Annotated in this window: 13 protein-coding genes and 1 tRNA gene; 8 read left to right on the plus strand and 6 right to left on the minus strand. The window is 51.9% G+C overall.

The features are described 5' to 3' along the window. The first annotated feature begins 11 nt into the window (after positions 1 to 11). The 5 genes from ACR64Q_RS07895 to ACR64Q_RS07915 are packed head-to-tail and all read left to right on the plus strand — an operon-like array spanning position 12 to position 6,542. Positions 12 to 1,814: an ABC transporter ATP-binding protein gene (locus tag ACR64Q_RS07895; RefSeq protein WP_026604508.1), complete on the plus strand. Its 1,803-nt coding sequence runs from the start codon at positions 12 to 14 to the stop codon at positions 1,812 to 1,814. Continuing rightward, positions 1,811 to 3,022 (plus strand): glycosyltransferase family protein, encoded by a 1,212-nt coding sequence (locus ACR64Q_RS07900; protein WP_026604509.1) that lies wholly within the window; start codon positions 1,811 to 1,813, stop codon positions 3,020 to 3,022. The genes ACR64Q_RS07895 and ACR64Q_RS07900 overlap by 4 nt, the downstream gene beginning before the upstream one ends. Beyond that, positions 3,012 to 3,851 carry a polysaccharide deacetylase family protein gene (locus tag ACR64Q_RS07905; protein WP_313734206.1) on the plus strand — a complete coding sequence of 280 codons (840 nt, stop codon included), beginning with the start codon at positions 3,012 to 3,014 and terminating at the stop codon, positions 3,849 to 3,851. The genes ACR64Q_RS07900 and ACR64Q_RS07905 overlap by 11 nt, the downstream gene beginning before the upstream one ends. A gap of 14 nt (positions 3,852 to 3,865) precedes the next feature. Further along, complete coding sequence (locus ACR64Q_RS07910) at positions 3,866 to 5,386, plus strand: alginate export family protein (RefSeq protein WP_313734207.1); 1,521 nt, start codon at positions 3,866 to 3,868, stop codon at positions 5,384 to 5,386. 13 nt (positions 5,387 to 5,399) lie between these two features. Then, positions 5,400 to 6,542, plus strand: coding sequence for a glycosyltransferase family protein (locus ACR64Q_RS07915; RefSeq protein ID WP_313734209.1), 1,143 nt, complete (start codon positions 5,400 to 5,402; stop codon positions 6,540 to 6,542). On the opposite strand, the gene ACR64Q_RS07920 is transcribed toward ACR64Q_RS07915, so the two are convergent. The 6 genes from ACR64Q_RS07920 to ACR64Q_RS07945 form a co-directional block, all read right to left on the minus strand. Continuing rightward, positions 6,539 to 7,780, minus strand: a complete 1,242-nt coding sequence (locus ACR64Q_RS07920) for a S8 family peptidase (protein WP_313734210.1) — start codon at positions 7,778 to 7,780, stop codon at positions 6,539 to 6,541. The two genes, ACR64Q_RS07915 and ACR64Q_RS07920, sit on opposite strands and share 4 nt — an antisense overlap. Before the next feature lie 6 nt (positions 7,781 to 7,786). Further along, entirely contained in the window at positions 7,787 to 8,494 is a 708-nt protein-coding gene (locus ACR64Q_RS07925) for an anti-sigma factor family protein (protein WP_313734211.1), read from the minus strand. A 4-nt stretch (positions 8,495 to 8,498) separates the two neighbouring features. Beyond that, on the minus strand, positions 8,499 to 9,059 hold the full coding sequence (locus ACR64Q_RS07930; RefSeq protein WP_026604515.1) for an RNA polymerase sigma factor: 561 nt from the start codon (positions 9,057 to 9,059) through the stop codon (positions 8,499 to 8,501). 125 nt (positions 9,060 to 9,184) lie between these two features. Then, a complete protein-coding gene (locus ACR64Q_RS07935) occupies positions 9,185 to 9,928 on the minus strand; it encodes a TorF family putative porin (protein WP_313734212.1) in 744 nt (247 codons plus the stop codon). 134 nt (positions 9,929 to 10,062) lie between these two features. Then, a complete protein-coding gene (locus ACR64Q_RS07940; RefSeq protein ID WP_020481993.1) occupies positions 10,063 to 10,809 on the minus strand; it encodes a DUF5765 domain-containing protein in 747 nt (248 codons plus the stop codon). Between the two features lie 547 nt (positions 10,810 to 11,356). Then, a complete protein-coding gene (locus ACR64Q_RS07945) occupies positions 11,357 to 11,824 on the minus strand; it encodes a ProQ/FinO family protein (RefSeq protein ID WP_020481992.1) in 468 nt (155 codons plus the stop codon). 288 nt (positions 11,825 to 12,112) lie between these two features. Here ACR64Q_RS07945 and hemF point away from each other — a divergent pair, with 288 nt between their 5' ends. The 3 genes from hemF to ACR64Q_RS07960 all read left to right on the plus strand — a co-directional run bounded on the left by hemF (position 12,113) and on the right by ACR64Q_RS07960 (position 14,370). Then, a complete protein-coding gene (gene hemF / locus ACR64Q_RS07950; protein WP_026604517.1) occupies positions 12,113 to 13,027 on the plus strand; it encodes an oxygen-dependent coproporphyrinogen oxidase in 915 nt (304 codons plus the stop codon). A gap of 141 nt (positions 13,028 to 13,168) precedes the next feature. Beyond that, the gene (locus ACR64Q_RS07955; protein ID WP_155931194.1) at positions 13,169 to 14,218 is read left to right on the plus strand and encodes a hypothetical protein; all 1,050 of its coding nucleotides are present in this window, start codon (positions 13,169 to 13,171) and stop codon (positions 14,216 to 14,218) included. Positions 14,219 to 14,293: 75 nt separating this feature from the next. Next, a tRNA-Val gene (locus tag ACR64Q_RS07960) sits at positions 14,294 to 14,370 on the plus strand. The last annotated feature ends 48 nt before the right edge of the window (positions 14,371 to 14,418 follow it).

The following is a 14,418-nucleotide window of genomic DNA, read 5'->3' on the forward strand; positions in this document are numbered from 1 at the left end:
GAAAACCGCTTATGACCAAGCAAATTCAACCAACAAGCCGCTTCAAGCAGATAGTTTTTGCACATCTGCGCCGGGTGCGAGGCAGTATTTTTGCCGCTATTGTCTGTATTTTAGGTTCCACGCTAACCAGCCTGATCGTGCCCTGGCCGCTGAAGCTGATTTTCGACCATGTGTTACTTAATCATCCGCTGCCCGCACATCTGGCGCCCGCGCAACCGTTTCTGCATGGCGGTAGCGAGCAAGCGTTGTGGATACTTTGCGGCAGCATGGTGGTGATTGCGTTATTCAAAGGCGTGTTTTCCTACTACCAGCTGTTTCTGACCTCACGCATCGGCTATTTGCTGGTCTACACCTTGCGCAGCGAGTTGTTCGACCATCTGCAACGCCTGTCGCTGGCATTTCACAGCAGCACGCCATCCGGGGAGTTGCTTAACAAACTCACCAGCGATACCAACACCTTAAAGGATGTTTATGCCGATTCGGCCTTGACCTTTACCACCCACGTGCTGACCGTGTTGGGCATGTTTGCGATCATGTTTAGTCTGAGCGCGAAGCTGAGTTTGATTGTACTGGCCAGTTTCCCGGTGCTGTGCCTGGCGATTGTGATGATTTATAGCCGGGTCAAACGCTCGGCGCGCAAACAACGCCATAACGAAGGGCGCTTGGCATCGCGGGTCAGCGAACTGTTGAACGCCGTGCCCCTGGTGCAAACCTACGGCATGGAAGATGTCGAACGCGAGCGCTTTGATGTGGAAAGCAGTCAATCGATGACCGAAAGCGTCCGCACCGCGCGCATCGAGGCCGGGGCGACCCGGATGATCGAAATCATCAGCGCAGTGGGTACCGGCATCGTGGTGTTGTTCGGCTGCCTGCAAGTGTTTGCCGGGGTACTAACCCCGGGCGACGTGCTGGTGTTTAGCTCGTATATCGCCCAGATGTATCAACCGATTCGGCAAATTACCCGCTTGTCAACGCGCTTTTCCAAGGCCAGCGTCAGTATCGAACGCATCAGCGAAATCCTCGATACCGAGCCGGATATCCAAGATCCGCCTGATGCGGTGGTACCTAAAGGTCTGCGCGGCGAAATCGAGTTCAGCAACGTATCCTTCGGCTATCCGACCGGCAAACCCATCCTACGGGATATTTCCTTTCATATTCAACCCGGAGAACGGGTGGCCTTAGTCGGCGCCTCCGGGGCCGGCAAATCGACCATCGCCCGCTTACTGATCCGGCTTTACGATCCGCAGCAGGGCAGGGTGAGGATCGACGGGATCGAGGTCGGACGCTACCAACGCGCCGGCTTACGCCGGGAGATCGGCGTGGTGTTGCAGGATTCGATTCTGTTCGGCACCAGCATTCGCGAGAACATTGGTTACGGCAGCCCGGACGCGACGATCGAAGACATTGAAGCGGCCGCTACTATGGTGCACGCCGACGAATTCATCCGCAATCTGCCGGATGGTTACGACACGGTATTAGGCGAAAGCGGCGGTAATCTATCCGGCGGCCAACGCCAACGGCTATGCCTGGCGCGGGCCTTGTTGCGCAAATCCTCGATTCTGATTCTGGACGAGCCGACTTCTGCGGTGGATGCCCAGTCGCAAGCCTTGATTCGCGATGCTATCGACAATCTACATGGCGGTAAAACCGTGCTGGTGATTGCCCATCAGTTTCACACCATCCGTAATTTCGACCGGATTTTAGTGCTCAAGCAAGGCGAGATTATCGAGCAAGGCAGCCACGAGGCCTTGATGCAGATGGGCGGCCATTATCACGAACTGTATAAACTCCAACACGGGTTGCGTGCCGCATGAACCAACATAAACCGCGATTACTCTTGTATTGCCAACACTCGCTGGGCATGGGCCATTGGGTCAGAGCCATGACCTTAGCCAATGCCTTGAGCCGCGAATTTCGGGTGACCTTCCTGAACGGCGGCCGCGCACCGGATCATCAGGCTGCCGTTACCGATCTGGATATGCTGAATCTGCCGCCGCTAGGCATGGGTGAAGATCATCAGCTGTATAGCCAGGATGAGCGTTACAACGTCAACGAAGCCTTGGCGATGCGCCGGCAATTGATACTGGATACCTATGCGTTACTCAGACCAGAAGTGGTGTTGATCGAATTGTTCCCGTTCGGCCGCAAGAAATTGGCCAGCGAGTTGTTGCCGCTCTTGAAAGCCGCGCGCCGCGACAAGTATGCCCGGCCCCTGGTGCTATGCAGTCTGCGCGACATCATGGTTAACGCCCGTAAAGACCAAAGCCGGCACGACGAACGGGCGCGCTGGATAACGGATCGCTATTTCGACGGACTGTTGGTACACGCGGACCCTAGGTTTGCCCGATTGGAAGACAGTTTTAAGCCTCGCCATCCGTTGAAAACGCCCCTACTTTACACGGGTTTTGTCGGACCGCGTCGCACCACGACAGCGATAAAACCGCCCCGCCTTGGGGTGTTGGTATCGGCTGGCGGTGGTATGGTCGGCGCATCCTTGTTTCAAGCGGCGGTTCAGGCACATGCCGTCAATTGGGCAAGTGAAAGATTGCCGATGACCATCGTCGCCGGACCGTTTTTGCCGGAAGCCGATTGGCAGGCGTTATCGGTGCAAGTCGAAGGCAGGAAAGGTCTCACGCTGCTGCGTTCGGTGCCGGCTATGCAGCCTTTGCTGGAGGCGCACAGTGTGTCGGTAAGTCAATGCGGCTACAACACGGTGATGGACATCCTCGAATCCCGCACGCCGGCTTTGGTCGTGCCGTTTCTGCGCGGTCAGGAAGACGAACAAACTCAGCGGGCGGAAAAATTGGCGCAATTGGGTTTGGTGAAGGTAATGAATCCGGCGGAATTGACTGGTCAGCACCTGGCGGAAGAGATTTTGCAATTGCGGGATTTTTCGCCCAATCCAGCCGGCCTGGATTTGGCCGGTGCTGACAATACCGTGTGCTTGATTCAACAATTACTTGGCGGCAAATCGGATTCGAGCGGTCAATCGCTAGTACAGGAGTGCGCCCATGCTTGCTGATTGGCTTACACCGGTCCGAGCGGCATTGGATGCCCGAGATCAAGCCATAGAGATTTTCTTTCGCGACGACGACGCCGGCTGGGATGATGGGCGGCTCTATGCATTGCTGGATTGCTTTCGAGATTGCAATGTACCCATCGATCTTGCAGTGATTCCCGATGCGCTAAGTCCGTCACTTGCTGGCTCGTTACTGGGACGTTGGCGGCGAAACCCATTTCTGTTGGGCTTACATCAACATGGATACAGCCACAACAACCATGAAACCCAAGGCCGCAAATGCGAATTTGGCATCAGCCGCAGCGAAGAGCAACAATTTAAGGATTTGTCGGTTGGTAAACAGCAGCTTGAGTGCTTGTTCGGGTCGGCACTGGACAGGATTTTCACGCCGCCCTGGAATCGTTGTAGCCAGTCCACGGCCGACAGTTTGCTTAAACTGGGTTTTCAAGCCCTGTCGCGCAACCGCAGCGCGGCGCCACTCCATATCGGGGCATTGCGGGAAATTCCGGTAGCTATCGACTGGTGCGGGATCAGAATCAAATCAGCGCAACCCTGGCTTGCGCTGGGCCAAGCCGTTGCTGATGTGTTGTATCCAGAGCATCCGGCCCCTCTGGGCATTATGCTGCACCACGCAGTGATGGAGGTAGACGACCTTGAGCATCTGCAAGCCTTATTGCAACTATTGCGTGAACATCCCAATACACATTGCCGCTTGATGCGCGAATTTTTATGCGAGCCAAAAGCAGTTGATGCACCGGCATCAGCGTTTCCGCTCGAGTCCCAAGCGGTGCTGACCGCTATGCAGTCCTACCTCCTAACCAAACCACTCTGATTGGGCTTTCGTTCATGAGCTTTAATTCCTTCAAACTAAAAACCGGAAAAACCGTATTACTGGCCGGCGGCGCCTTGCTGAGTTTATCCGTACTTGCAGAGACCACTAACGGGCAGGTGGCAGCTAACAAGCCTAAAGACAACACCTTCCGCCAGGACAATATCGATGGGGTCAGAAAAGAACCCTTGCGTATCAACCCTGGCGACAAAAGGCCCGCCGACCAATTTAAAGTAGATGTATTCGGTCATCCATTGACCATAGGCGGCGCCTACGAGTTGGAACCGCGCTATGTCGAAGACCGGCGTCTGGACCCGCGCCGCGACGACGATGTGGCCAATGTCTATCAAGACCTGAAACTGGAGTTGTTTTATCAGTGGTCAAAGTCTTTGTCGTTTTTTGTGCAGTCCGATGTGTATTACGACCCGGAGGTCTACACCGAGAGCGGTCTGGATCAATACGAAGCCGGCATTAAACTGACCCAGGCCTGGCTGTTCATTCATCAAATTCTGGATTCGGGGTTTAGTCTGCAATTGGGCCGGCAACGTATCGCCGACAAGCGTCAATGGTGGTGGAATGACGAACTGGACGCGGCACGGGTGTATTTCGGCGAAGACACGCTGTTTGCCGAGTTGGCGATTGCCAAGGAGTTGGGATCCAAGCAGTCGGATCAGGATTTCATCGATCCAGTGAGCGACCGGGTGGTGCGACTGATGGGCGACGTGGTTTGGCAATGGGATCCGAAGCAAAACCTGTCTTTGTTCTTTCTGAGCCAGTTCGATAATTCGGACAACCAACGCCCCGGCGACTTGATCAGAGCTAATCGTAAAGACGCCAACGACGGCGATCTGAATTGGTTCGGCGGCCGGGCAATGGGCAAATTCAAAATCGAGCATGTCGGCAAAATCGGTTATTGGCTGGATTCGGCCTTTGTATTCGGAGAAGAGACCACGCAAACTTTTACCGACATCAATAGCAACGTGTCCCGGGTCAGAGCGCAAACCCCGAGGCACGTCGAAGCCTGGGGATTGGACGCCGGCATCACTTGGTACACAAATCTGTTTCTGGAACCTTACTTTACCTTGGGTTATGCCTACGGCTCCGGAGATTCCAATCCCAGCGACGGTACCGACAGCAGTTACCGGCAATCGGGGATACATAACAACAAGATCAAACTATCCGGCAGCCAACGTTTTCGTTATTACGGCGAGTTATTTCGGCCGGAATTATCGAATTTAAATGTCATGACCGCCGCGCTGGGATTTCCGATCTCCGAGCAAAGCTCTATCGACTTACTCTATCACCACTACGAACAGGCCACGCCTTCGGCTGTAATTCGCGATTCGCGGATTCGCGCCACGCCTAACGGCAACAGCGGCACCCTGGGCGACGAGTTTGATTTGGTATTGTCCTTGGATGAATGGAAGCATTTGCAGGTGCAATTTGCCGGTTCGGTATTCATGGCCGGGCCAGCTTTCGGACAACTGGAGGGTAATAATTCCTTTCAGTTGGATTTGACCTTTAAATACAGCTTTTGACGGTTTGGTTAGCATGCAGTCAAAGCGCCGTAAAATCCTGTTTTATTGCCAAAGCTTGGTCGGCTTGGGGCATTTGACCAGTAGCTTGCTGGTGATACGCGAGTTGTCGACATACGCCGATGTCGATTTGATCCACGGCGGGCAAGGCCTGCAACAGATGCCGGAATTGCCGGGCTTTAGGCATCTGCGTTTACCGACTGTGTTAATCGAAAGCGCCAGCGACGAACTTTACGCACCTGATAGCGACAAAGCCATCGAAGTTATCTGGGTTGAGCGCTCGGCGGCTATCGAGCAATTTCTAAACTGGCCTTACGACGCGGTAATTGTCGAATTTTTCCCATTCGGCCGACGTCGCTTGAAAAAAGAAATTCTTGGGCTATTTGCCGCTGTCAGGCAGCGTTGCGGGGCGATTCCGATTTTTTGTTTTGTCCGGGAAATTCTGGTGCCTGCAGCAGTGGAATCTGAGCGGCGCATGGTCAAACTGGTACGGGAGCATATTCACACGGTATTCGTGCGCGGCGATCCAAACATTGTGCGCTTCGAGGAAACTTTCAGCTTGACCGCCGAAATTGCCGACCGCCTGGTTTACGTGGGCTACGTTAGTCCGCCGCCTCCGGCAAGCTGGTCGACGCGACAGAACAAGATCGTCGTCAGTCAGGGCGGCGGCGAAATTGGCAAGACTCTATTGCGCGCGGCGATCCAGACCGCGCCTATGCTACCGGATTACAATTTTCTGATTGTCACCAGTTCCAGAGCTTCAGTAACCGAAATTGCCGAGTTGCAGGCCTTGGTCAGCAGCCCTAATGTCCAAGTCGTGTCTTTCTTGAATCACTTTCAGGAAAATTTGCAATCTGCCGCTTTGTCTATCAGCTTGGGTGGCGACAACACATTGATGGACGTGATCAGTACTCGCACGCCGGCGTTGGCTTACCCTTATGCCGGCAATAGCGAGCAAGGTCTGCGCATTGAAAAACTGGCCGGCAAGGGCTTCGTGTTTCCGTTAACTGAAAACGATCTGGCGCCGGAGCGGCTAAGTGTCAAAATCAGGACAACGATAAACCAAACTTATCCGCAACAGGCCATAGCCATTAATGGTGCGGCCGAAATCAGTCGGCGGATAAGCGTGATTCTTGAGGGTGAATTTTGTGAAGACTAGTGCGCGCGTTCCGGAGAGGCAAGGGCGGTACTCGAATCAAGCAAATTGGCAGTCGAGGCGTCGTTGCCGAGCCGGCGTTTGATGTCCGCGGCTTTCCAGTCCGGATGCAGTTGCAACAGCAAAGCGGCCATGCCGGCGACATGCGGTGTGGCGAAGGAACTGCCGTTCATAAAGTCATAGGCTTGGTGCGGCACCGTCGTCAGAATGTCTTTGCCAGGCGCGGCGATTTGCTGGTTGTTGCCGTTCTTTTCCTGGCCAACGGCTATCACACCGGCGATGTTGGCCGGAAAACCACCGGCTTGTATTTGACTCGGCACAGCCGCGACCACAATAATGCCTTTGGCCAGCGCTTTTTCAATCAGTTGCTGTACTAAGGGGTCTTCGGGGCCGCTCAGGCTCAAATTGATGATATCGCTATTCATGCGAATGGCCTGATTCAAGGCTAATGCCAAGGTAAAGCTGTTGCAACGCGCCGCCAAGGAATTGGGTTTCTCCGGCCAGCAGGCCCGAAATGCCAAAATTTCGGCTTCGGGGGCGATGCCGGCAATACCTATGCCGTTGTTGGGATGGGCGGATAATACGCCGGCTACCGCCGTACCGTGAATATCGGCCAAATTGTGATCGCTGGGTTCCGGTGCGGTGTTTTCCGAGTATTTAATTCGACCCTTCAAGTCCGGGTGTTCGGTATCCACGCCGGTATCGATGACGGCAATACGCACGCCTTGGCCGGTGGTGGTAAGGTGCAGATCGGCTATCCGCAAGGCGTTAAAACCGGTTTGTAAATGCAGATACGGGTCGCTATATGCCGGAGTAGGCGGTGTCTGTTTACCTAGAACCTGAAAGCTATGCATTTGTTGCACGGACGAAACGTCCCGGTCCTGTTGCAATTCTGCGATTGCCTCTTGAACGGGCAGGGTGTCCGGCACCTCGTAAACGACGCAACTTACGCCCAATGTGGTGACCGGCCATTGGGCGACGAATTGCAAATGATGGCGCTCGGCAAGCTCCTGTGCAATATGTTCGCTCCAGCCGGAGTTGCCGTATTGGCCACGCAAGCGATAACCGTCCAAAGTATTGGCCGGCAAGGCGCGATCAATGCTGCGGTCGGTAAAGGTGACCAGCAGACGGCGTTCGTCCGCAGTTTTGCTATCGCCCAGCCGCGATAAATCGCCGGTGCTGGCGCAGGCACTAAGCAGCCCGAGCATGCAAATAAACAGATTTAAGCGCACTAATTTCATGATTAATTACGGTTGTAAAATAGGTTCGGCCAGTATTACATCCTGTCGGCCGCGGAGCAACGCCAAGGCGCCGGCCATGTCAGTATCCGGTTTGCCGGCGGTAATTTTGACAGTGTAAGCGCCGACGCTGTTCGGCCCGTCTACCCGTACCCCACCAATTTGGCTAAGCGCGGTGTCTATGTCTTTTTCTGTCAGATTCTTGGCAAACACCACGCGTAACTCACCGATCGGACCTGCGTTTGGCTTGGCTGCGGAAAGCGTGTGATAGTCGGTAGTATTGGCCGGCGATAGATATTGCACGGCAGCCGGCAGGGTGACCAATAACAAGGATGCGGCAATAGCTAGGCCTTTTCCGGTATTGCTGGCGATCCGCCAAAATCCGCGAGCAACGCTGAATGGTTTTACATTAGAGCCAGTAAGTTTGTCGTGGGGGCTATCGTCTTTTACGGTAAGCGGGAGTTGACTGGCTGTTTGCATTTTTGCTCTAAAACCGGCGAAAGAAGCTTCGGCCGCTACGTCCAGATCGGCTGCTTGTTGCACGGCCAATGCGAGTTTGCGCAATGTCTGCAATTCGCGCCGACAGACCAGGCAGTATTTTAAATGCAGGTCTACCTGCTGCCGTTCATCTGTTGACAGGCTTTGATTGACATACCAGGGCAATAACAAAACGATGTCGGAGTGGGAGTTAGTGGGTGAGGAAATCTGTGGGTTCATGGCCTTATTTCTCCTGTGCATCGGCAAAAACCTGCAGTTTCCTGCGGGCATGAAACATACGGGTTTTTACAGTATTTTCCGGGCAATCCAGAATTCTGGCGACATCCTGATAAGACAAGCCGTGGTAAAAGGTTAGTTCGATGACTGCACGTTGGTCCGGCGGTAAAGTGGCCAGTGCATAGTTTAACCAGTCTTCGTTTTCCCAATTATTCGCAGGATTTGCGGTCGGGTCGCCGATGGTTTCGGTCAAGTCGTCGATATCCACATCGTTGTTACGCCGGGCACTTTTGGCCATGGCTTTCAGGGTTTTGTGATAGGCGATGCCGAATACCCAGGTGGAAATTTTGCTTTCATGATTAAAGCCCTGGGGTTTTTCCCAAACCACCAGCAAGGTTTCCTGTATTAGTTCCTCGACAGCTTCGGGTTGGCGCGTCATGCGCAAGATGAAACGAAACAGCCTTGGATAGTAGTTTTTGTAGAAAGCTTCAAACGCGGCGGTATCGCCTGCGCCGATACGTTGCAGCAAGGCGTACTCGTCCGGGCCGATTTGGGGCTGTTCGGGCATGGGTGGTCGATGTAGGTTAGGTACTAAACGCAGCATGGCTCAAACCTGGGTTCCTGATGATTTTAGCTTGGTGTGCGAGTGTATTCCGCCGCGAAGCCGGAAGGTTCAAAGGCGGTAAATTTTATTTAAAATCCGGCGGTCACGGAGATTAAAAATTTATTGTCCTGTAAGCGTGGATAAAACTCGTGGTGATGGATGTCTTCGTGATGATCGTCCAGATGGACGTCAGCATAGCGTAAGTCTAGCGCCAGATTAGATGTGATGAACCAAGAAACGCCGGCATTCCAGTAAAAATAATCCTCATCTAATAGTTTGTTGGCTTGGTAATAGCCCAGTCCCGTTGAAAATTGCAGGTTGTCCAGGATGTCGCGGCGATACTTGAGTTCGTAATTCAGTACCGTTGCCTCACGGCGATAGGCGTTAGGTGCAAAGGATACGGTGCCACTGAGCCAGTTCTGATAGTGCAGGGATGCGTAAAATTCGGCGTAATCGGCATACTTTCCAAAAATCTTACCGTCGAACAGGTAGCCGGTTACCGATAATTCAGTGCGCCAGTCGTGATTTAACGGCAGGCTCCATCCCAGATAGGGTTTGATTTCGACATCGGCGTAATTTTTATAGCTGCGGTCGTCAAAACTGACTTGTGAAACGCCCACACCGCCGAACCAACCGATGGGATCTTGATAATCGATATGCGCTTGCGCCAGAGGATTGCCGCGATTCTTGGAGTAACCCCGGTGCAAGTAGTCGCTGAGAAAAGTGAGTTCGCCATGCCATTCCGCTTGGGCGTAAGGTAAAACCGAGGATACGCCGAAAACTCCTACGAAGAGTGCAAACAAGCCTTTGCGGAAGATTTTATCTGAGTCCATGGATGGGTAGTTTGAGATTTATGTGGGTATTGTCGGCGATTGGCTGTCAGTATAGAACTACCCTTTTGTGCATTATTTCCTAGTTGGGTTGAGCCTTCAACAAACTTGAGGGATGTGGGGGTTAATTTATCAAGTTATTTAAAAAACTGAGGATGGCGGCAGCCATACCAATTAGTAACATGCAAGTATTGGCGGATGGGTGTTTTAATTAATAATAGCAGCAGGCCTATCGAATATAGACACCACACGGCAGCCCATTCGTTCATGTTGTTGGTAGTTAAATAGGCCAACAGCGGACCGGTCGTAAGATGATAGAGCACCAGTTTCCATGAACCGTAAAGCAAGGGCATCAGAAAGGCGGCGTATACGTAACTGTTAGCCATTTGAATGCTGCCGCTGGCTGGTATGGCCCAGGCGATATGCCATTGTCCGGATGTTGAGCAAATTTCCGTGCCGCAAAATGGCATCAGGAATTTGAGCTTAGTGCCGGGTAAAAACTGATAGTAGTGGTCAAAGCAAAAACTGCTCCATTGAAACGGATAAATCCGCATCATGAATACAGTGGCCGCCGCAAAGCAGAGGGCGTAGACAAACGGCGCAATACGTTTTCGTAAGGATTCCGGGATAAAGTGCATGGTGACCGCGTTGACGAAAAACGGTTGAAACGCGATGTGCATATATCCCAAAAAAGTAGCAACCTGATTGTTCGGATTAAGGCATTGGTCTATCACCGAATAGGTATATGCCTGTAGTAATTCCATCAGCGAGAAATAGGCCAATGCCAGGCATAAGACCTTGGATTCGCCGCGTCGATAAAAAAAAGCAGTGCTCGCAAAGCCGGTTACGGCAAGCGCGGCGGATGCCTCGCCACTCCAACACATAATTCCTCCTGGGAACTAAAAATTTAGGATCGGGCAAACTGCGATCCAGTGTCGGAGTTTGAAAAGTCTATAAAGAGTAACGCCTGGCGGATGCCGAGGGGCTTTAAGGCTCTGTATTGCCGACTTTTGCCTAGTTTTAGGCTTGGTCGTGAAGAGACTGCCTTGGTGTGGGTAAACCTAAGGCGTGATCGCGAGAAGAAAATGACGCAAATTTTGCAGTCGATACCTTGTGATTCCGGGATAGCTTTGCAGAATCGGTGGCTATTTTAATAGCTTGTTGAGGTTTTATGACAAAAATTTTCCGGGAACTGATGATGCCGGCACGCACCGGAGTTTGCTTTGGGTGAATGAGTGCATATCGGTTGGTTCAGAATTTCCGAGCCGGACGTACTGCTCACTCGGCAGAGATGAGTAGCCGCATTAGCAATCAGACAAGCGGGTTTGGGAAACACCCAGTTTCGGCGTTTCCGCGCAGTTGGGCGTCCAGAAAATCAAAAGTTTGATCCCCGTGTTTTTCTGGGGTTGACATTATCTTTGCTTGAAAAAATTATGCTTCCTCGGTAGGTAATGCTTCGATTGCTTCGGGCTGTTTTCGTCGTTCTGCTTTTAATTTGCTGGCTTGTTCAGCATCTGCTTTTGTGACTTGGCCGGCTGGCATGCCTTGCAAATCAACTCTGACGGCATCTTCCGTCAGGCAATCCCAATAACGATGTCCCCAGCACCATGCCTTCAGTGCGTTGCGGAGTTGGTTTTTATCTGCGCCGAGTTGATCGGCATGCGCCAGGATGTCTTTGTGGATACCGATTTTTAAGGGCAGTTTGGCGGCGGGTTTTTTGGGAAATGCCAAAGGGAATTTCTTTTGCAGCAAGCCGATGATCGCGACTAAGGCATCAGCTTTGCCGGTCTTCTTGATAGGTGATTTCTCCGCTATCTTTTTTTGCCGTTGTACCGATTTATTGGCAGCCGCTTGCTTGACAAGTTCATCTCTGAGCGATGCTAGTTCTTCAAATCCCATAATGTATCCACACTGTTATCAAGGAATAAAAAACAGATTGTACATCGGGAAACATCAAGCCAAATAGTGCAATCGAAATTCGGTATCCCAAGCCAACAATTTCTGAGATAAGTAAATTAGCCGTACGCACATAATTTGGTGCTGTTTAGAGTTTTCAGGGTGCCGACGTAAGTGTCGGCGCACTGCTTATCCGAGTTTTAGTTTTATATTTTGTGATAATTTGCGCTAAATGGGCTGCGGCATAACGGTTGCTGATTAAAATTACTATCAACGGGACAACGCTTTATCATGATTGAGAACGATATATCCGCTGTAAAAACGTATTTGCTGAATTTGCAAGATCGAATTTGTACTGCTTTGGAGGCGGAAGAGCCCACCGCTCGCTTCATTGAAGATGCGTGGGAACGCGCCGAGGGTGGCGGCGGGCGTTCGCGGGTGTTGGCCAATGGTGAGGTGTTTGAGCAAGGCGGGGTTAATTTTTCGCATGTGTTTGGCAGTCATTTGCCGCCGTCGGCAACCGTCAAACGACCTGAGTTAGCCAACCGGCAATTTGAAGCGATGGGTGTGTCCTTAGTGATGCATCCTCGCAACCCTTATGTGCCGACCTCGCATGCCAATGTGCGGTTTTTTATCGCCAAAAAAGACGGTGAGCCGTCAATTTGGTGGTTTGGCGGCGGTTTCGATTTGACGCCGTTTTATCCTTTCCGCGAAGACGTATTGCATTGGCATCAAGTGGCGCGTGAAGCTTGCCTGCCGTTTGGCGAGGATGTGTATCCACGCTATAAAAAATGGTGCGACGAATATTTCTTTTTAAAGCACCGCAACGAAACCCGTGGCGTCGGTGGTTTGTTTTTTGACGATTTGAACGAGCCCGATTTTGCTCAAGCTTTTGCATTTATGCAGAGCGTAGGTGACCATTACCTGGATGCCTATTTGCCTATTGTGCAAAAACGTAAAGACACAGTCTATGGCGACCGGGAGCGTAATTTTCAGTTGTACCGGCGTGGGCGTTATGTCGAATTTAATCTGGTGTACGACCGCGGGACGTTATTCGGGCTGCAATCGGGCGGTCGGACCGAATCGATTTTGATGTCCATGCCACCCGTCGCGCACTGGCAATACAATTGGCAGCCTGAGCCGGGTAGTGCAGAGGCCGAGTTGTACGACACATTTTTACGCCCACAAAACTGGCTGGGAATTTAGCTGGAAATCGGTTAGTAACTTTGCGTCGGTATTTGTTAGCCAACTTTATTCGCGAGGTTTTGTTTTCAGTCAAGCGTGTTTGGTCTTTTTTTTGGATAGTTAGCTAAAGTTCACAAAATTTCTGCCGCTAAAAGAAACGGCATGGTTGTAACCGCCAATACAGGAACTGATTTGCGTATGTCTATCCTGCCCTTGGCTATTGACCATTTGTTTTTATGCAGCGTCAAGGTGAATCTAATGACTACGATCAATTCATTGACAACATCATTGTATGTATCGCAAACGACCATCAGCATATCCAGTACCAAAAGCACTCACAACGACGAGGACACAGAGCGTCCGGCGGTCAGTGGAAGAGGGGAGAAGCATGGGCATCATCATGGCGGTGGGGCGTTCATGCGCAATGTCATGCAAACATTGCAAAGTTTCGGGCTGAATATTCCTGGTGGTAATAGCGATTCTGCCGGCGATGACACCACTGAAAACAATGCTGGTGGCGGTCAAAATAACTCATCTAATCTCGGGCAGTTGTTGCAGACCTTTTTGCAGGATTTACGGCAGGTATTAAAGCAAAGTGGTGTGCAGCAAACTTCTACAGCGGCGCAAGGCGATGCAAGTGCCGTGCAAACACCGCCAAAGCAGGTTACGCCGACTACGACTACTTCGACGCCTGTAACAACAAGCGCTGCACAAGCTCCGGCCGCAACTCCTGCAACCAGCGTCCAGAATAACGCCGGTACGCCGGCAACTACGACAACTGTACCGGTAACGAATACATCAACGGCTACAACCACTACGTCCGCGCCACGCGCAACTGTCGCCGATGTTCGTCAGGCCTTACACAGCTTCTTGCACGATTTGCGTCAGGCTTTGAAATACAGTGCGGATCGGCGTCACGGCTCCGACGATGATGTTCAGCATGGTGATAGAGGGGTAGGTCGAAATGGCTACGGTAAATTCACCGATAATTTGCAAAATTTGATCACGGCTCTGAGTGACGCAAATGGTGCAACTGGCGGTAAATATAAGGAATTGCAAGATAGTTTTAACGAGCTAGTGAATTTGCTGGGTACTCCTGTGAATGGTAAAAAACCGACTTTGTTGGAGTTCTTAAACAAGTTGTCCGGTAATCGTGAGAGCAACTCGCCAACCCCTGGCGCTAAGGGTTCCATTTTAACTGCAACGGCTTGAACCAGCGGTCGTCGGAGAAAAAGCTTGCATAAGCTGTTTAGATCGTTATAATGCGCGGCTCGAACGATAGACTTTAGGCGCGTAGCTCAGCTGGTTAGAGCACCACCTTGACATGGTGGGGGTCGGTGGTTCGAGTCCACTCGCGCCTACCAAAACATAAAGCACCGCATGACGGTGCTTTTTTTATTGTGGAATCGAAA

It is taken from the genome of Methylomonas sp. 2F7 (genome assembly GCF_057126975.1).